At 60.7% G+C, this 17,471-nt stretch carries 19 protein-coding genes and 1 pseudogene; 10 read left to right on the top strand and 10 right to left on the bottom strand.

Translation table 11 applies throughout. The features are described from left to right. Positions 1–399 precede the first annotated feature (399 nt). On the top strand, positions 400–1,065 hold the full coding sequence (locus A2I95_RS20795) for a L,D-transpeptidase (RefSeq protein WP_141889188.1): 666 nt from the start codon (positions 400–402) through the stop codon (positions 1,063–1,065). A gap of 21 nt (positions 1,066–1,086) precedes the next feature. On the opposite strand, the gene A2I95_RS20790 is transcribed toward A2I95_RS20795, so the two are convergent. Further along, on the bottom strand, positions 1,087–1,359 hold the full coding sequence (locus A2I95_RS20790) for a hypothetical protein (protein WP_084204459.1): 273 nt from the start codon (positions 1,357–1,359) through the stop codon (positions 1,087–1,089). Between the two features lie 197 nt (positions 1,360–1,556). On the opposite strand from A2I95_RS20790, the gene A2I95_RS20785 reads away from it, so the two are divergent. After that, positions 1,557–3,908 carry a cation-translocating P-type ATPase gene (locus A2I95_RS20785; protein ID WP_291732851.1) on the top strand — a complete coding sequence of 784 codons (2,352 nt, stop codon included), beginning with the start codon at positions 1,557–1,559 and terminating at the stop codon, positions 3,906–3,908. Between the two features lie 63 nt (positions 3,909–3,971). Next, on the top strand, positions 3,972–4,481 hold the full coding sequence (locus tag A2I95_RS20780; protein ID WP_141889190.1) for a L,D-transpeptidase family protein: 510 nt from the start codon (positions 3,972–3,974) through the stop codon (positions 4,479–4,481). Between the two features lie 222 nt (positions 4,482–4,703). Here the strand turns inward: A2I95_RS20780 and A2I95_RS20775 are convergent, their stop codons facing one another. Genes A2I95_RS20775 through A2I95_RS20745 form a run of 7 tightly spaced genes read right to left on the bottom strand, consistent with a single transcriptional unit; the run spans position 4,704 to position 9,262 of the window. Then, a complete protein-coding gene (locus A2I95_RS20775) occupies positions 4,704–5,159 on the bottom strand; it encodes a DUF411 domain-containing protein (RefSeq protein ID WP_141889191.1) in 456 nt (151 codons plus the stop codon). A 2-nt stretch (positions 5,160–5,161) separates the two neighbouring features. Further along, positions 5,162–6,535 carry a M23 family metallopeptidase gene (locus A2I95_RS20770; RefSeq protein ID WP_141889192.1) on the bottom strand — a complete coding sequence of 458 codons (1,374 nt, stop codon included), beginning with the start codon at positions 6,533–6,535 and terminating at the stop codon, positions 5,162–5,164. Continuing rightward, positions 6,532–7,158 carry an SCO family protein gene (locus tag A2I95_RS20765; RefSeq protein WP_141889193.1) on the bottom strand — a complete coding sequence of 209 codons (627 nt, stop codon included), beginning with the start codon at positions 7,156–7,158 and terminating at the stop codon, positions 6,532–6,534. Before A2I95_RS20765 ends, A2I95_RS20770 begins: the two co-directional genes overlap by 4 nt. Further along, the gene (locus tag A2I95_RS20760) at positions 7,158–7,622 is read right to left on the bottom strand and encodes a copper chaperone PCu(A)C (RefSeq protein WP_141889194.1); all 465 of its coding nucleotides are present in this window, start codon (positions 7,620–7,622) and stop codon (positions 7,158–7,160) included. Before A2I95_RS20760 ends, A2I95_RS20765 begins: the two co-directional genes overlap by 1 nt. A 28-nt stretch (positions 7,623–7,650) precedes the next feature. After that, a complete protein-coding gene (locus tag A2I95_RS20755) occupies positions 7,651–8,310 on the bottom strand; it encodes a thioredoxin domain-containing protein (protein WP_141889195.1) in 660 nt (219 codons plus the stop codon). Beyond that, positions 8,307–8,732: a disulfide bond formation protein B gene (locus A2I95_RS20750; protein WP_141889196.1), complete on the bottom strand. Its 426-nt coding sequence runs from the start codon at positions 8,730–8,732 to the stop codon at positions 8,307–8,309. The genes A2I95_RS20755 and A2I95_RS20750 overlap by 4 nt, the downstream gene beginning before the upstream one ends. Then, positions 8,729–9,262, bottom strand: coding sequence for an SCO family protein (locus A2I95_RS20745; protein ID WP_167510222.1), 534 nt, complete (start codon positions 9,260–9,262; stop codon positions 8,729–8,731). Before A2I95_RS20745 ends, A2I95_RS20750 begins: the two co-directional genes overlap by 4 nt. A 248-nt stretch (positions 9,263–9,510) precedes the next feature. Between A2I95_RS20745 and A2I95_RS20740 the strand changes: the two genes are divergently transcribed. Both A2I95_RS20740 and A2I95_RS20735 read left to right on the top strand, forming a co-directional pair. Continuing rightward, positions 9,511–9,939 carry a helix-turn-helix domain-containing protein gene (locus tag A2I95_RS20740; protein ID WP_027245671.1) on the top strand — a complete coding sequence of 143 codons (429 nt, stop codon included), beginning with the start codon at positions 9,511–9,513 and terminating at the stop codon, positions 9,937–9,939. A 237-nt stretch (positions 9,940–10,176) separates the two neighbouring features. Continuing rightward, positions 10,177–10,947: a transglutaminase family protein gene (locus tag A2I95_RS20735; RefSeq protein ID WP_141889197.1), complete on the top strand. Its 771-nt coding sequence runs from the start codon at positions 10,177–10,179 to the stop codon at positions 10,945–10,947. A gap of 208 nt (positions 10,948–11,155) precedes the next feature. Here A2I95_RS20735 and mntR read toward each other — a convergent pair whose 3' ends face one another. Continuing rightward, positions 11,156–11,605, bottom strand: coding sequence for a manganese-binding transcriptional regulator MntR (gene mntR / locus A2I95_RS20730; protein WP_208764486.1), 450 nt, complete (start codon positions 11,603–11,605; stop codon positions 11,156–11,158). 118 nt (positions 11,606–11,723) lie between these two features. Between mntR and A2I95_RS20725 the strand changes: the two genes are divergently transcribed. The 5 genes and pseudogenes from A2I95_RS20725 to A2I95_RS20705 form a co-directional block, all read left to right on the top strand. After that, entirely contained in the window at positions 11,724–13,577 is a 1,854-nt protein-coding gene (locus A2I95_RS20725; protein WP_141889199.1) for a cytochrome c peroxidase, read from the top strand. Further along, positions 13,577–14,434, top strand: a complete 858-nt coding sequence (locus A2I95_RS20720; protein WP_141889200.1) for a phosphate/phosphite/phosphonate ABC transporter substrate-binding protein — start codon at positions 13,577–13,579, stop codon at positions 14,432–14,434. The genes A2I95_RS20725 and A2I95_RS20720 overlap by 1 nt, the downstream gene beginning before the upstream one ends. Continuing rightward, positions 14,431–15,201 (top strand): phosphonate ABC transporter ATP-binding protein, encoded by a 771-nt coding sequence (locus A2I95_RS20715; RefSeq protein WP_141889201.1) that lies wholly within the window; start codon positions 14,431–14,433, stop codon positions 15,199–15,201. The genes A2I95_RS20720 and A2I95_RS20715 overlap by 4 nt, the downstream gene beginning before the upstream one ends. Next, positions 15,201–15,944, top strand: coding sequence for a phosphonate ABC transporter, permease protein PhnE (gene phnE / locus A2I95_RS20710; protein WP_141889202.1), 744 nt, complete (start codon positions 15,201–15,203; stop codon positions 15,942–15,944). Before A2I95_RS20715 ends, phnE begins: the two co-directional genes overlap by 1 nt. 419 nt (positions 15,945–16,363) lie before the next feature. Beyond that, positions 16,364–16,692 (top strand): annotated as a pseudogene (locus A2I95_RS20705) (mercury(II) reductase); the annotation flags it as partial. Between the two features lie 275 nt (positions 16,693–16,967). Here A2I95_RS20705 and A2I95_RS20700 read toward each other — a convergent pair. Beyond that, on the bottom strand, positions 16,968–17,471 hold a 504-nt coding region (locus A2I95_RS20700), incomplete at its 5' end, for a cytochrome c biogenesis protein CcdA (protein ID WP_291732834.1).

Raw genomic sequence — 17,471 nt, 5'->3', positions numbered from 1 at the left:
GCATGGTCACGTCCGTCAAGGTGGTGTAATTTCCCGGATGGCCTGAGGTCATGATCAGGCGGCCTGTGTAGTGATGCTGAGAATTGGGTCTGTCTCCTCGTTGTCGATCTGGGCGAACTCTCGATCCAAGCCAAAATTCGCCAATGCTGCGGTTCGCATGAAGGTACGCGACCTGCCAAAATCTACCGTTCAATACTGCTGCCAGAAACCGTTCCATGATGGATTTGGTCAATTTTCCACTACCCTTGATGCCTTGCCAATTTGAGACAATAAGCGGAAATGGTTCGGACCAGAATTCTACGCGTGGCCTCAGAAACCCCTTGACCCTCTAGTTGCTGTAGATCTTATCGGAGTAGGGAAATTCGGCATACGCAAACGGCACAAGAGGAAATCTCAAATATGTTCACGAGACGCCATTTTGTCACAAGTTCGACAGCACTGTTCTCTACCGCAATTGCGGGACCGGTGTGGGCCGGATCTTGGCCAACCGCCACACAGAAGGCAAACTGGGACGCTCAAATTACGCCGCCAAGCTATGATCCGGAAACGTCTAACCCATGGGGGCTGCATCAACGTTTCCTTCCGGCCCGGGTCGTTGCAAACGACGGGTTGGTACCGGGGGACATCCATGTCGATGCCATCGCGAGATACCTTTACCACATTGAAGAAGGCGGAACCGCCATGCGCTATGGTGTGGCCATAGCCCGTGGCAATTTGTACGAGCCTGGCACTTACACCATCCGGCGCAAAGTTGAGTGGCCGCATTGGACGCCTACGCAATCCATGATCGAACGCGACCCGGAGGCCTATTCCCAGTACGCAGACGGCCAGGAACCAGGCCCGAAGAACGCGCTAGGTTCCCGCGCACTCTACTTGTACGTCGGAAACCGGGATACCTACCTGCGTATTCATGGAACGCCATGGCCGCGTTCGATCGGGGGCAGGGCAAGTTCAGGATGCGTCCGCATGGTGATGGCGCATATCAACGATCTCTACCCAAACGTGGAAGCCGGCTCGACCGCCTATCTGTATGAGGCCGAAGACGGCATCACTTCGCGGAGTTGAGGGGGATGTTGCTGACCTAGCCTATGCGTTTGGTTTCGAACAGATCGGGTTTCCCGCCGTTGTTCTAAGCGGCAGCAATGTGGTTTCAACTGGCCCGCTATGCTCATACCAATAGCAACCATCTTCAGGCAGAAGCCGCGCAGACGCAAGATCTTGTCCGGGAGCGGCGAGATCGACGACTGCGTCCGGCACGTTTCCGACCCGCGTTGCGGTGTTTCCGGAGACGATGGTAGAGGATGAGCATCCAGCCAAAAAAAGTACTGTGGCCACAATAGCCGCATTTCGTTTCTGCATCTGAACCTCTGCCGTTTGTTTTTCTGTTTCCCGCCGGCAATCTGGCATACGGCATGTTTCGCCACAAGCCAGAGGTCAGACCCTCGCATTTACGGCGCATTTGCGCGTGTAGCTAATGAAACGCGCTTAACCTCTTGAAGCTCTAGTTGCTGTAGGGACTAAGCTCGAAGGATCTCCTCGAATCTGAAGGTCCGTCCATGCCGCTCGAAACTCGCCAGAACGATCACAATATTACCTGCACGCAGGATCATGAAGCGGCCTGCTGCGGCGGTGCCTCGACCTGCGGGGACATCGCTCCGGCCGGCCCGCCCCCCGCCAACGGGCGCAGTTTCCAGGTCTCCGGACTCGACTGCGCCGAAGAGGTGGCAATCCTGAACCGGGTCGTAGGCCCGAATGTGGGCGGAACTGAACATCTTGCGTTCGATGTGATCAACGGACGCATGACGGTTCTTGATACCGCAAGAGCATTATCCGACTCCGAGGTTGCCAAGTTGGTCGCCAGCACCGGGATGAGCGCAAAGCCCTGGGACGCCGAGAACGCAGCGGAGGATCAGGTGGCGCATTTGGCACGTCAAAGGCGCTTCACCGCGTTGAGCGGCGGTTTCTGGGCGGCAGGGTTCTTCTACCACGTCGTCGGGACCGGTATGGGTGGGGCTATCGGGCTGTTCTCGGGCCATGGGGAGGCGCCGATGCCGCTGGCCGAAGCCGGGCTCTTCGCGGTTGCGATCCTCTTTGGCGTCTGGCTCGTCGCACCCAAGGCATGGTCTTCAGCTAGGCGATTTTCGCCCGACATGAACCTCCTGATGGTCGTCGCCGTCGCTGGCGCCATCGGCCTTGGCGAATTTTTCGAGGCCGCGACGGTTGCCTTCTTCTTCTCGCTTTCGCTTTATCTTGAAAGCTGGAGCGTCGGCCGGGCGAGGAATGCAGTTTCGGCGCTGCTGGACCTCGCGCCACCCACGGCGCGGGTGCTGTACGACGATGGGTCGGAAGCGGACGTTCCGGCGTCCGCGGTGGCGGTTAATGCAAAATTCATCGTGCGAGGCGGCGACCGCATCCCGCTTGACGGTGAAGTCGTTGACGGAGCAGGCGCTGTTGATCAGGCCCCCATCACCGGCGAAAGCGCTCTGGTGCCAAAGGAGCCGGGCGACGAAGTCTATGCCGGCACCATCAACGGCGAAGGCACGCTCACTGTGCGCGCAACGAAGGCGGCGTCGGACACCGTGCTCGCGAAAATCACCCGCATGGTCGGCGACGCCCACGCCCGCCGCGCACCGGTGGAACAGTGGGTGGCAAAATTCGCGCGGATTTACACGCCGGTTGTCATGACGCTGGCCATTGCCATCGCGGTTCTGCCGCCACTTATTGGCGGTGCCTGGGGCTTCTGGTTCTACAACGCTCTGGTGCTTCTGGTCATCGCCTGCCCCTGTGCGCTGGTGATTTCGACACCCGTCTCGATCGTTGCGGCGCTGGCCTCTTCGGCGCGGGCGGGCGTGCTGATCAAGGGCGGCGCATATGTCGAGGCACCTGGCCGCACGACTGCGCTGGCCATGGACAAGACCGGGACGATCACCGAGGGTCGGCCGGAGGTGGCAGCAATCCATTCGCTTGGAAAGGCGGAGGCGCGGGATCTGCTTGCGCTGGCGTCGTCGCTGGAGGCGCGCTCCTCGCATCCGCTGGCGCGCGCGATCCTCGAGCGCGCCGGGCGGGACGCCGTTTCAATAGCCGCCGCGGAGGATACCCGCACAGTGCCGGGGCGCGGGCTTGAAGGGCGCGCGGGTGACCGGGCCGTCTGGCTTGGTTCTGACCGGTTCGCCGCAGAGAAGGGTTTTGGCGATGCCATTCCTGGTGAGTTGCGGGACCGGATCGAAGGTGCCGGGGCGACGCTGGTCGCGGTGGGCGACGAGACAGGCGTATTGGGCGTTCTCGAATTGCGCGACCGGATCAGGCCCGACGCCAAAGGCATTGTCTCAAAATTGCACGCACAGGGTGTTAACACCATTGTCATGCTGACTGGCGACAACGAGCGTACGGCGCGCGCCGTAGCAGCCGAAGTCGGTATCGACGAGGTGCGTGCCGAACTGCTGCCCGAAGACAAGGTAGCTGCCATCGAGAACCTGGTGGACAGTCATTCGGTTGTTGCCATGATCGGAGACGGCGTGAACGACGCCCCTGCCATGGCGCGGGCACATTACGGCATCGCCATGGGCGCCGTGGGCTCGGACGCAGCCATCGAGACGGCGGACATCGCGCTGATGACCGACGACATCGCCAAAGTGCCGTGGCTGATTGCCCATTCACGCCGCACAATGAGCATCATCCGCCAGAACATCGGCCTTTCGCTAGCGACGAAAACCGCCTTTGTCGTGGCGACCGCCTTTGGTATGGCCTCGATGTGGGGGGCCATTGCGGCGGACGTGGGCGTCTCGTTGCTGGTGGTGGCCAATGCGCTGCGGCTGCTGAACGCAGGCGGCCGCCACAAGTCGCCGCCGAAAGGCGGCGAGCCGGTGGGCGAACAAATGGCGCACGGCGCTTTGGCACACGGTCATTGATTTGGTGCCGGCCCTTCAACTAGGCTTGTGGCAACAAGCCGTCAAATATTGCATCGGGCAGCGATGATCTACAGAATTCCGAGACGCATAATTCTACTGGGCGGCATTGCTGCGCTCCTATCCGGCTGTGCAAGCAAGTTCCGCAAGTATACCGGGCCCGAGGTTACCCGTTTGCGGCTCTACAAATCAGAACGTTTGCTTTTTTTGGATGGCGCTGAGGGTGTTTTGCGCACCTATCCGGTCGGGCTGGGGTTTGCACCGGAAGGCCATAAGCAATTTGAGGGTGATGGACGAACGCCCGAAGGAGCCTATCTCATTGACCGGCGCAATCCTGACAGTCTGTTCCATCTCTCCATCGGCATCTCTTATCCAAACGAGGCGGATATCGCATTTGCAGCGGCACAGGACAAATCTCCAGGCGGTGACATCTTCATCCATGGCGGGCCGCGGCGGGGCATTGATCCAATGAACAAACGCGACTGGACCGCAGGCTGCATCTCCGTTTCCGACCGTCAGATCGAAGAGGTCTATGCAATGGTGCGGGACGGGACGCCCATCGAAATATATGCCTAGATCTCGCGCCTATGCGGGCAGTCAAGAAAATGGTGCTTGAGTGCGGCATTGAAGGCCGCGATTGCAAACACCATCACGATCACTTCAAAGCCATCGGTATACTCGGCCCGTAAATACGAAACCGATCTGAGATCATCAAGTGAACTGGTTGCGAGATTGCCGGGAAGGCCAAGCGAACAGGGGTAATCGGTTCCGATCTCCGGCCCCGTGCAGCCGTGCTGATCAGTTGCCGGTGTAACTGGCGTAGACTTCGGTCGAGCCGTCATTGTTGATCAGGAACACATCGTAGGCCTCGCGCCAACTGCCCTGATCCATGCCAGGTGAGCCGAGCGGCATGCCGGGCACGGCAAGACCCACAGCGTCGGGACGTTCGGCAAGGAGCCGGCGAATGTCGGCCGCGGGCACATGCCCCTCAATTACGTAACCTTCGGTGAGACCTGTGTGGCAAGAGACCATGCGCTGCGGCACGCCGTTGTCGAGTTTGAAACGCACGAGCAGCCCTGCGAACATGTTTTCTCCGCTTGGAGCAAACCCGTTTTCCTCCAGGTGTTTCATCCAGGCGAGGCAGCAACCGCAGCCATTGGTTTTTTTTACATCGATGGGCGTCGCTTGGGCCAGCGCCTGTGCGGCGGGCAGCAGAGCAAGAGCACATGCCAGGGCGGCGATCGGTCGTTTCATGGTCAAAGGCTTTCGTTAGAGTTCGTGGCGATCACGCTGGCGAGCTGCTCCTCGAGCCTGGCGCGTGCCGCTTTCAGGCGTGTAAGCGCGGCAGTGTCCGGAATTGCGCGCCCGGCGGCCTCGGCGAGCCGGTCATCGGAGAGCGGGTCAGTGGGGCGGCCGTCTACGCGCACCTCGTAATGCAGATTGGGGCCGGTCGCAGTTCCCGTCGCGCCGATCCGGCCGATGGTATCCCCGGCCGACACGCGCTGGCCCTCGGTAAAGCCTTCGGGCACGGCGCTGAGATGAGCGTAACGGGTCAGTGTGTCTGCGCCATGGGCGATCTCGATAACCTGGCCATAGCCACCGCGCCATCCAATAAACGCAACACGACCGGGCGCCGTGGCGCGGACAGGCGTTCCGAGCGCTGCAGCAAAGTCGACGCCAGTGTGCATTCGGACATTGCCATAGACTGGGTGTTTGCGGCGGCCGAAGACAGAAGTGAGCCGCGCGCCCTCCACGGGCTGGGAAAAGACACGCAGCACCTCGCCATCGAGATAGATTGTGGCCTTGCCGGTCCCATCCTCTGGCCAGGCTATTTCATAGAGAGCGTCTCCAAGGTCCAGTGCAGCAAACGAGATTTCGGGTTGGCGGATAGCCTTGTTCGCGATCCGCGCCTCGCGCCAGAGAAGGCGCAGAGTCTCGCCACCGCTTAGTTCGCGCCGTAAATCTACTGTGCCGCCGAGCATTTGCGCCAGATCGACGGCGAAACGCGCAGGCATCCCCGCATTGTCCAGAGCAGCGAAGATCGAGGAGTCGATCCTGGCCTCGCCAGCAAGGGTCACGATTTCAGGTTCAGGAGCCACAACCCGGGTTGCAGGCTGTTCGCCGAAAACTGCCTCGATCCGTATGCCCTCTTCGACAGCGAGGGTCACGTTGCGAGGGCGTCCATCTGCCGTGGATAGGACAGTGATTGTGTGACCAGGGCGCAGCCGGCGGAGATCGTATTCTGCACCAAGCGCAAGAGCGATCTCAGCGCGGTCGGTGGCGGCAAGCCCGGCCTCGGCCAAAACCGCATCAAGTGTCTCACCCGGAGCTATTTTGCGTGACCATGTGGTGAGTGACGGCTCAATGGCAGCCAGCGGAGCATCATTCCTTACCACGACCGGGAGGAACGGCGGACGAAAGTCCGGCGCAATTTTAGGCTGCGCGCGAGCAAGTATGTAAGAGGGTCTTTCCACAAACCTGGGCGACGTGAGGGGCGCAGGTTCCCAAACGCCAGCATCGGCAAGGGTCGGCTGCACAGGCTCCGTTGAGTAGGAGGTCGCGACCACTGCGACCGCCGCCGAAACCCCGCCCGTAACTGCCAGCTTGGCCATCAGGCACCTCATTCTCATGTCGCTCCCTCCGGTTTCTCATTCATTGCGCGCCGGATTTTCGGAACTGCGAATTCCCTCGGTTCGTGGTAGTCGATAGTGCTGACGAAGCGCCCCTCGGCGTCGAACAGGAAGACGCTCGCCGTATGGTTCATCGTGTATCGCCCATCCTCGCCCTCAACCTTCTCATAGGTCGCGCGGAAGCCTTCGATTGCACGCTTGATCTGCGCTTCCGGACCGGTCCAGCCGCGGATCGCCGGATGGAAGTAGCCGACATACTCCGCCATAGCGTCGACGGTGTCGCGCTCGGGATCGACCGTGATGAAGATGATGTTCAGCTGCTCGGCGTCTTCGCCCATCACGTCCAGCCAGCTGGAGATGTCCGAGAGCGTCGTGGGGCAGACGTCAGGACAGTAGGTAAAGCCGAAAAATACCATCGACGGGCGCCCGGCCAGCGTATCAGGGCCGACAGGCTGCCCTGTGTGGTCAGTCAGGCGGAAGTCCATCTCCGTAAGCGGCGAGGGCCGCTGGCCCATGGGCTCTGGTGCGCCGGGGCCGTCCACACGCCACCAGCCCAGGAAAAGTGCCAGGCCGACCGCACCAAATGCCGCCGCGCCATATCCGAGAGCCGAACGCCGCCGCATCAGTTTTCCGGGCCGCGCGCTGCGATGCCAAGAACCGGCACTTCGACTGATACCCCGCCACCGTCCGAAAAGATGAGCGACAGCGGAAAAGTCTCCCCTTCCTTCATCGGACGCTGAAGCTTCATCAGCATGGCGTGCAGACCGCCGGGCTCCAGCGCGACTGTCTCACCTGGTGCAATGGAAACGTCACCCGCGGGAGCCATTGAACTGACGCCTTGTTCGTTTGTCGAACTCCGGTGGATTTCGGGCATCATGGCAATATCAGTCTTGAGTCCCGTCAGGATGACCGTCTCATCGCCCGTGTTCAAAATCTCCATGTAGGCAGCTCCGGGACGGCTGGTGCCGATTGATGCCCGCGACCAGGCATTTTCGATGCTCACTTGGCCGGAACCGGCCAGCGCGGCAGAGGCGGTGCCGAGTGGCAGGGCAAGTACTGCAAGAGCAGCATGAAGTACCGGTTTCATCTCGCTATCTTTCCTTTCAGATTTTCCGTCAGCTTTTGGCTGCCGCGACTTCCTCTGCGACCAGCGCGCGCAATTCTGCCTCGCCGAAAGGGGAGAGCGGCTTGCCGTTCACGAAAAAGGTCGGCGTCTGGCTCACGCCCACGGCTTCAACATCGGCGCGGTCCTGATTGAGAATGCCCACGATATCCGGCGCGCGCATTTGCGTCTGCGCGGCCTCTGCGTCAAGGCCGGCGCCCGCAGCGATCTGGAGGATGAGGCCGGGCTCGGGCGCTCCGTGGGACGCCCAGAGGGGCTGATCCCGCAGTACCGCTTCCAGAACCTGCTCGAAGACCCCCTGCATACGTGCTGTTTCGAGGACCTGGATCGCTTCTTCCGAAGCTTCCCCGTGAAACGGTGTGTAGCGGATCACCACACGCACGGCGTCGCCATGTTCGGACATAATGCCCTTCACGACCGGGTAGAAAGCGCGGCAGGCTTCGCACGCAGGATCGAAGAACTCCACGATCGTCACGGGAGCGTTCTCAGGGCCGAGAATCGGGGAGTAGGGCCGGATCAAAGCGTCGGCAATTTCTGGGGTGACCGAGGTGGCCTCCCCTACGGGCTCTGACCGCGTTGCATACCAAGCGGCACCCGCAAAGGCCGCGACTGCGAATACGGGAACGGAAAGGATCATAGAGCGGCGGTTCATTCGGTATTTTCCTTTAAAGAAGCGGCTGACAGGGTGGCGATGAGAGCAAAGGCCAGGAACGAGAGCAGCGGGATTGGTACGCCGAGGGCAAGCTGGCCTTCGTCGGTGCAGGACGGTCCTGCAGCTGTACAGGGCTGGATACGTTCGGGAATGAGTCCCCAGAAGAGGCCGAGATGCCACAGTGCGATGGCACCGCCGGCCAGAGAAAGCGCGATGCCGTAGCGGCCGGCCAGCCCGTCTTGCCACCAGAGCCCGAGACCCAGCACAACCGCCAGCGGGAACATGAAGGCGCGTTGAAACCAGCAGAGGATACAGGGCGTCTGTCCCAAGACCTCGCCAATAAACAGAACGGCAAGTGACGAAACTAGTGCGACGATCCATGCGGCTGCGAGCGCCGCATCGGATGAGAGCCTGAATGTCATGAGGAAATCTGCTCCCTCAGATCGGATACGATTTCCTCTGCCGGCGTGCCATAGGGCCACGCCGTGACATAGCCAGCTTCAGGATCGAAGAGGAACAGCTGCGAGGAATGCCCCATCGTGTAACCGTCGGGGGCCGCGGCCTCCTCGATTCTCTCGTAAAAGATATGAAAACTCTTCGCAGTCCGGTCGATCTGGTCCGGGGTCCCCGTGAGACCGATGATGCCGGCCTCAAAGCGCGGGACAAAATCTGCGAGCGCCATAGGTGTATCGCGCTCGGGATCAATCGAGATGAAGAGCGGCTGGACCTGCCCGGCGTCCGGACCGAGCCCTTCCATAACGGCGGCGACCTCAGCGAGTGTCGTCGGGCAGACATCAGGGCAGTTTGCGAAGCCAAAAAAGACCAGCATCCACCGCCCGGCGAAGTCTTCCTGCGTTCGGGGCATCCCTTGATGGTCCGTGAGTTCGAAGGCCGCGCGGAAGGCAGCCTGGCTCTCACGGGCCTGATCGGCGCGATAGTCCGCCCATAGCATAAGCCAAATTAATGCAACTGCCGCGACAGCCGCCAGTGCCCAGAGGATTTTCCGAAGGAGTTTAAGTCTCAATGCAAGCAGCCCGTTTCTGATTCCACGTATTTTTGCGCGTCTACACCCTGCAGCCACTAGAGGTTCAACTGGTATTTTCTATAGGAAAGGGACTTTTTTGCGCGTCTGTGAATAGAGTTGTGGCCCGCACCAAACCCACTTAAATCTACTAGGACTGTAGCTTCCTGGGGGTACACATGCTCACGATTGGCAGTTTGGGAAAGAAAACTGGCACCAAAGTCCAGACGATCCGCTATTATGAACAGATAGGCCTGATGCCTGAGCCAGGGAGGACAGAAGGCGGTCAGCGGCGCTATGGCGAGGCCGAACTTGACCGGCTGTCCTTCATCCGTCACGCACGCCAGCTCGGCTTTTCTCTGGATGCAATCCGGGAACTTCTCGATCTGAGCGACCATCCGGACCGGTCCTGCGACGAAGCCGATGCTATAGCCCGGCGGCAGTTGAAGCAGGTGTATCAGCGGATTGCCCGCCTGGAGGCACTGCGCACAGAACTCGAACGCATGGTGCATGAATGCAGCGGCGGCAAGACATCGGATTGCCGGGTACTAGAGGTGCTCCGCGATCATGCCGAATGTCTGACCGAGCACGACGAGATCGGGGCATGAGTGCAGCTCTCACTTATGCGAGGCGGCGCGCGTTTCGGCACTGACATGCCTGCTTTCGAAGGCGAACTCAGCGAGCAAGGAATCTGGATGATCATCGCCTACATGAGGTCCGGGTTCCCTGACACTGCCAAATCTGAGTAGGCCTGCGGACTGCGGGGGGGGATCGACGAAAAGTGCTTGAAGCTACAGTCACTGTAGCAGTTACACTTCTTCTCACACGATTCGAGGAGAGATGCAGTGTATCCCGAAGATCCGCTTCTTCAGCCTACGAGGCTATTGGACTTTGAACATACGGCTATCGCCGGGCTCATCACGGATCGCGGGTGGAAGGATCTGGCGCAGCATGAGCAGATTGGCGAGGTCTACGACTTCGTACGCAATGAGATTGCCTTTGGTTACAATCGCGCGGACGACATCCCTGCCTCCAGGGTTCTCGCCGACGGCTACGGCCAGTGCAACACCAAGGGCACACTGCTCATGGCGCTTTTGCGCGGAGTGGGTGTGCGGTGCCGTCTGCATGGTTTCACAATCCACAAGGAGCTGCAGCGGGGCGTGGTGCCAGAGATCGTCTATCCAATTGCGCCAGACGAGATCCTGCATTCCTGGGTGGAGGCCGAGACAGAGGAAGGCTGGGTCAATCTCGAGGGTTTTATCCTTGACGAGTCATTCTTAGGGACGCTCCAGGTCACCTTTGCCGGTTCCGAAAGCCTATGCGGCTATGGCGCCGGAACCAGTTGTTTAAGCGCACCGCCAGTCGCTTGGACAGGCGGCGACACCTACATTCAGAAAATCGGTATCGCCCGGGATTTTGGAACATTCGACGCGCCGGACGATTTCTACCGGGATCACCGGCAGGCGTTCGGAATTTTGCGTGACTGGCTCTTTCGCAAGGTCATCCGCCACTGGATGAATGCTCGTGTCCGCGCAATACGGTCCGGGCGCGTCCCGCGTATTCCTGGTCTGGATTTGGCCAATCACCGCCACGGGGAAAATCAGGATGCCGCATGATGACGGTACCGCTCAAATCGACTTCGAATCCGTGTCTTCTTTGCGATCTGAGCAAACCCGCTCATTACCTCTGCGCCAGCGACTTCGTCCTAATGCAGGAAGCTGCCCTAACAACCTCGGATTGCGGACACCTTGAAGAATTACAGGGGCACTTCTGAGTATCTTATGAACCTGCTGGCCGGCGCTTTCCGAGCAAGCGAGCAACAAGTTACTTCTTATCCCGTTCCTGGGTGAAGGCACGGAACACAGCCAAGGTTTCTTCGCTGACGTGGTGCTCGATCCCTTCGGCATCAAATTCAGCCACCTCTTGCGATACGCCGATAGCCACGAGGAATTCCACCACGATCCTATGACGCTTACGGCAGGCTTCGGCCAGCTGGCGGCCATCTTCCGTCAGGCGTATTGAGCGGTAGGGCTCTTGCAGGATCAGCCCTTCCCGTTTCAGGCGGTTCAGGTTCTTGGAGACCGTGGGCTGGGTGACGCCAAGCCGCTCGGCGATTTCAACAGGCCGCGCCGCGCCGTTCAGGTGTATTAGCTCAGCAATCAGTTCGACATAATCCTCGACCATCTCGCTTTGATGAGCCGAGCGTACAGCCTCAAAACTGCTTGCCTGTTCATCAGGGCTTCGGCTGAGGCCGTTTTCATCTGTTTTGGTCATGTCGCTCATAAAGTCGCAAGTCGGTCTGGCCTCCCTGTATGCCTGCAACAAAGCGGGTTGACAACGGCATAGAAGAAGCCACACAATTTAGCCAAAGCTAACATTTGTAGGCTCAGCCATGAAAAACCTCATCACAACGGCACTGGTCGGCCTATTGCCGGTGGCCGCGGGGGCCACAGCGATCGAGCAGGCCCCTTGGGCGCCGCGCTCTGCCGCTTATCGCCTGACACTGTTCATGGGGAACCTGACCCCGGTTCCCTGGGAAAAAATCGAAAACAGCTGGACCGCGCCGGCGCCAGGCAGCGCATTGCCTGAAGATGCCATGTCGCGGGTGACCCCGGATGAGGCCGGCGCGATCAGCGCGGCGCTTGCTGCACAAGACCGCCAGGCGCTGTTCGAGGCGGCCACGGCTGCCGTGGCTCAGGGTATCCTGCGTCACCTGGCGGCGGCAGAGACTGCGCTTGGACAGCCCAACGCAGCGCATGAGATTGCTAGGGCCGAAGCGCTGTTCCGGGCGTTCGAGGACGGCATCAAGGCAGCGGATGCCAAAGCCGCGCGCGATCTGGGGCGGGCATGGCTCGTCCTGAACTCCTCGCTCGGCACCGCTGGCGTGCTTGGCCATGGGTCACAAGAGACCGATGCAGAGCGCTTTGCCGCAGCACGTGCAACGCTCGAAACCTATCTGACAGAGAATTATTTGCCTGCTGCTTATGCGGAACGCCAAAAGCTAACCCCGGTCCCCGAAAGCGCGGTGCGCTCAGGAACGCCGGTGACACTGCCTGCAACGTTGCCGCCGGGGTCGAATATCGCCGATCAGCGGGAACTGCCCCGGCTGGTGCTGCAATTCGAAGAGGCGGGTGAGGATGAGGCCAACCTGCCGCTCGTTGCCTATGGGGACATGCTGTTCGACAGCCCGGAAATCTTTGGCGGCCCTGCCCGCGAACTGGGTATTGCCTGCTCCACCTGCCACAACCGCTCAGATGTGAACCGGGAATTTTTTATTCCTGGATTATCGAAGTACGCGGGCGGCATGGATGTGGACGGGTCCTTCTTCAACCCGATGTTCAATGACCGGGTGGACGATCATCTGGATACGCCTTCGATGCGGGGTATCCGCTTTACCGCGCCTTATGGGCGCGACGGACGCGAGCCCAGCTTGCGGCGGTTCATCCGCAATGTGATTGTGACCGAGTTTGCCGGGGAGGAACCGACCCCCTTCCAGCTGGACGCGCTGGAGGCCTATGTCAAGCAATTCGACTTTCTTCCGAATCCGAAAATCGACAGGGCGGGCAGGCTGACGGATCTGGCCTCGGACGCGGCCAAGCGCGGGGAAGAGCTGTTCAACACAGAATTTGCCGGACTGGGTGACCGCTCCTGCGCCTCGTGCCACACGCCCGAGCGTAACTTCCGCGACGGTCTTACCTACGACATCGGCACCGCCGAGCCCCCCTTCCCGGGCGGCACGCCAATCCACTTTGAAACGCCCACCCTGCGCAATATCAACTTCACCGCGCCCTATATGCACGACGGGTCGCTGCAAACGCTGGCCAGCGTGGTGGACTGGTTCGATGACAGCAAGGATCTGGGATTGGATGCGGCGCAGCGTGCCGATCTGACCGCCTATCTCGAGGCTGTTGGAGATGGCGAGGAGCCATATCAGGCGTTTGAAGGCCGCGACAGCGTGTTCCGCCTGTCCTGGGAAGAACTGACCACTTTCGCAAGTACCCTGGATACGTTGCTGCCGATGCGCGATGCCGAAAACATCGCGCTGCTGGTGGATACGGTCGCCCCCGATCTGGCGGCGGATGCAAGCGTCATGGTCAATCAGAGCTCCAAGCCGGAGATCTATGAGTTCTCCGCTATTCTGCGGGCTGTCGGTGATGCCAGTGCCGCAGGCGATTGGGAAGAGGCAGGCCGCCAGTGGGATCTGTTCAAGGCGATGCAAGCCGATATTGACGAGAGGATGTTCTGATGCTGTCGCGCCGCAATTTTCTAGCCGTATCTGCCGCAACCCTCGCCATGCCTGCGCTGGCATCGGGCGAGGCGCTGAAACTGGCCTTCATCCCGCAAGAGAACCCCGAAAAGCTGCTGGGTGACATCGAGACTGTCACGAGCTGGCTGTCCGAAAGGATGGGAGTGCCGGTTACGGGGTTTGTGACCTTCGACCATGCCGCCGCCGTAGAGGCGCTGCGCAATGGCGATGCTGACATATCTTTCATGGGCGCCCTGCCTTTTGTTCTGGCTGAGGATCAGATTGGCGCCGTGCCGTTGCTGTCCGAAGTTTACCGCGGGCAGCCGAGCTATGCGGGCCGGGTCTTCGTGCGCAAAGACAGCGGGATCGAAACACTGGCCGACCTCAAAGGGCACGACATTGCCTTTGCCGATCCGGTGTCGGAGTCCGGCTATCTCTACCCGCTTGACCTGTTCGTGCGCGAGGGGCTCATTGCCGATGCCGCCGATGCGGATAATTTCTTTGGCCGGAAGTTCTTTGCCGGGGGCTATCAGCAGGCGATGCAGGCCATGGCGAACGGCCTCGTGGATGCCGCCGGCGCCAGCCAGTATGCCGATCTTCTGCTGACACCGGAGCAGCAAGCAGAGGTCAAAGTCCTGGCCGAAAGCGAACAGATCCCAAGCCATGCGGTTGTCGCCCGGCCCGGCCTGGACAAGGGCGTGCAGGCCAAATTCGTCGAAACCATGCTCCTGCTCAATGAGCCAGGCAACCGTTACCTGCTGGCGTATCTCTATGGGCCGGACGGCTACATTGCGGCGGACCGGGGCGTCTATGAGGGCGTGCGTGAGACCGCACGGCGCTACGGGTATCTGAAATGACAGCAGCCTTCACCCTGAATGCAGTGTCCCATCACTTCGACGGCGCCGCGGCGCTGCGTGACGTGTCGCTCAGCGCTGCAGCAGGTGAACGGGTGGCGCTGCTTGGCCCGTCGGGCGCGGGGAAGTCCACCCTGCTCGCACTGCTCGACGGCCGCCTGCGCGGCTGGAGCGGTGAAGCCGAAGTGCTCGGGGTGCCGCTTTCGGCAACGCACGCGTCGGCGCGTGAGCAGCGCACCGGCGTTGGGTTTATCTTTCAGGAATTTGCGCTGGTTGACCGGTTGACCGTCTATCAGAATGTGATGAACGGGCGGCTTTCCCGGATGCGCATCTGGCCTTCCCTTTGGGGTCGGTTCGGCGAGCAGGATCACCTCAAAGTCGCTGCAGCACTCGAAGATACCGGGCTCTCCGATCTGGCCCGGCGCAGGGCGGACCAGCTTTCGGGCGGTCAGCGGCAGCGGGTGGCAATAGCCCGATGCCTTGCGCAGGAGCCCAGGCTGATCCTTGCCGACGAACCGGTGAGCAACCTTGATCCGGCCCATGCGGAACGGATCCTCGGGCTGATCACAGGCGCGGCTGACAAACGCGGCATCGGAGTTGTCTTCAGTTCGCACCAGCCAGACTTGTCGCGCCGCTTTGCTGACCGGATCGTCGGGTTGCACGCGGGCGGTGTGCAGTTCGACAAGGCCTCAGGTCAGGTGACCAGCGACGACATCGCCGAACTTTACCATGGCACGGCTCCCGGCGCCGGGCTGCGTGTGGTCAGCTGATGAACCGGGCACTGATCTGGTTCGTGCTTGCCCTGGCCATTCTTTGGTCCGTCGCAAGCGCAGAAATGGGCCTGGAAAAGCTGCCTGGCGCAGGCGCGCGCCTGGGCGAATTCCTCGGGCGGATGATCCCGCCTGACCTGTCGGTTTGGCGCGAAGTTATGCGAGGCCTGGCGGAGACCCTACGAATTGCCATCCTCGGCACATTCTTTGCGGTCATCCTGTCAGCCGGGCTGGCAGTTCTTGCGGCCGAGACCCTGGTGCCCGCAGCCGTCTGGCGCCCGGTGCGCGGGCTTCTGGCAATGATCCGCTCCATTCCGCTGATCCTGGTGGCGATGCTTATGGTCGGTGCGGTGGGGCTTGGGCCATTGCCCGGAATCCTCGCCATCACCTTTCATGCGACTGGGATGCTGGCGAAATTCTATGCCGAAGCGATCGACAATGTGGCCGCCGCTCCGGTGGCGGCGCTGGAAAGCGCGGGTGCCAGCCGGGCACAGCAGCTTCGGTGGGCGATCTGGCCGCAGATGGCACCGGTTATCCTGCGGGACACTGTGTTCCGCTTCGAACTGAACCTGCGCGAGAGCCTGATCCTCGGCATTGTCGGTGCGGGCGGGATCGGGCTCTATGTCCAGACCTACGTGCGCTCGTTTCAATACGACAAGGCGGCGACGGTGACCCTGGCCATCGTCGTGCTTGTGCTCGCGTCGGAAGCGGTTAACTCCGCCTTGCACAAGCGGTATTCCTGAACGGAGTTTTTCAAGATTCCACGACGGCTGCAATGCCGAACGGCGAGCGGCTCCCCCGCCCTAGTCCACTCGGCGGCGCTTCATGAACTTTCCCCGAAATTAATGTGGGTTCTACCCCTCATGTGAGAACGATGAACGGTGCAACAGGCAAAAACCGGACGTACGAGCAGCTTGGGTAAAAGACAGGTTGCACCGCCCCAGTTGGTTCCAGCATTGATCTCGCTGCAGGATACGTAGACGCCTGCTGTTTTCGCTGCTCAGCACCAACAGGTTTTTCGCCGTTGCGGCGACGGCAGTGCCGTGAGCGCACGCAGCATGAATCTAGCACTTCTCTTTTGGGCTTCAGTAGCATTCGCTGTGCGTTTCACGAACGGCCGGTTTCTCTAACCTACGATTCCGCCCCCTACCGGAACAGCTCCCTCAACGAGACCGAAGCGCATGCTGTGGAGCATGAGGTAAAGACCAGCGTTCTGACTCTCGGAAATGTGCCCCGCGCGTTGCGGCCCGTGACACGCGGGGACTGATCAAGCTTGTGGCCGAGGCGCAGACTGACAGGCTGCTCGGGGGCGTTTTTCTGGCATCCGAAGGCTTGGACAGCGTTCAGACACTGGCCATGGCCCTGATATCCGGGATGATGACGAAGACACTTGGCGAGACGAACTTTCCGTATCTCACCACGGTTGAGGGGCTGAGGCTCGCCGTGCAGACGTTGGGCAAGGATGTCGCCGAGCTTTCCCGCTGCGGCGGATGGGAGTTGACCTTCCACCACTGGAACACTGCATACTGTCTGACCATGAACCGGAAGCTGATCATCGATGCCCCTTTCTACGCCGGCGAGGCCGAATACAGTGACCTCGCCCGGAACATTCATGCGCTGGATCCAACCGCCAGGATTGACTGGTTGGCGGGCTGCCGACTTGTGCAAGTCGAATGCACTTGTGATCCCGACCTTGTACTAGTGGCTGTTCAACAGACAGGCTTGATCTCCGGATCGGTTCTCCGCGTTTGACGATCATGTAACTCTTATCCGATCCTCCCGAGGATCGGAAAGACATCGAGCAACCAGTAAGCTAGCGAGGTGAGCTTCCCGGTCATCATCGCAAGTCCCATCACGACCATGACCCCACCGGCGGCCTGATGCAGGCGGCGACCGACCCGTCTGGCGCCGCGCAATCGACCAACGAGCCGATCGGTGAAACTCGCAACCATCAGGAACGGTACACCGAGGCCGGCAGAATAAATTGCCAGCAGGGCGACACCTTGACCAACCGTGGCGCTCGCCGCGCTGGCAGTGAGGATCGCGCCGAGAATAGGTCCGATGCAGGGTGTCCAGCCGAAGCCGAAGGCGAGGCCCAGCACATAGGACGCTGTCGGCCTGCCGCCGGGGATGTCGAGATGAAGTCGAAAATCCCGTTCCATGGCGCCGATCCGCGCCGCGCCGATCATGAACAACCCGAACAGGATCACGATGCCGCCGCCGATGAGGTTGAGTTCATACCGCCACCGTAACAGTGCCTGACCCAGGGC

It is taken from the genome of Leisingera sp. F5 (genome assembly GCF_001593695.1).
Note: the sequence above shows the minus strand (reverse complement) of the source record. Positions and strands in the feature narration are given on the sequence as shown.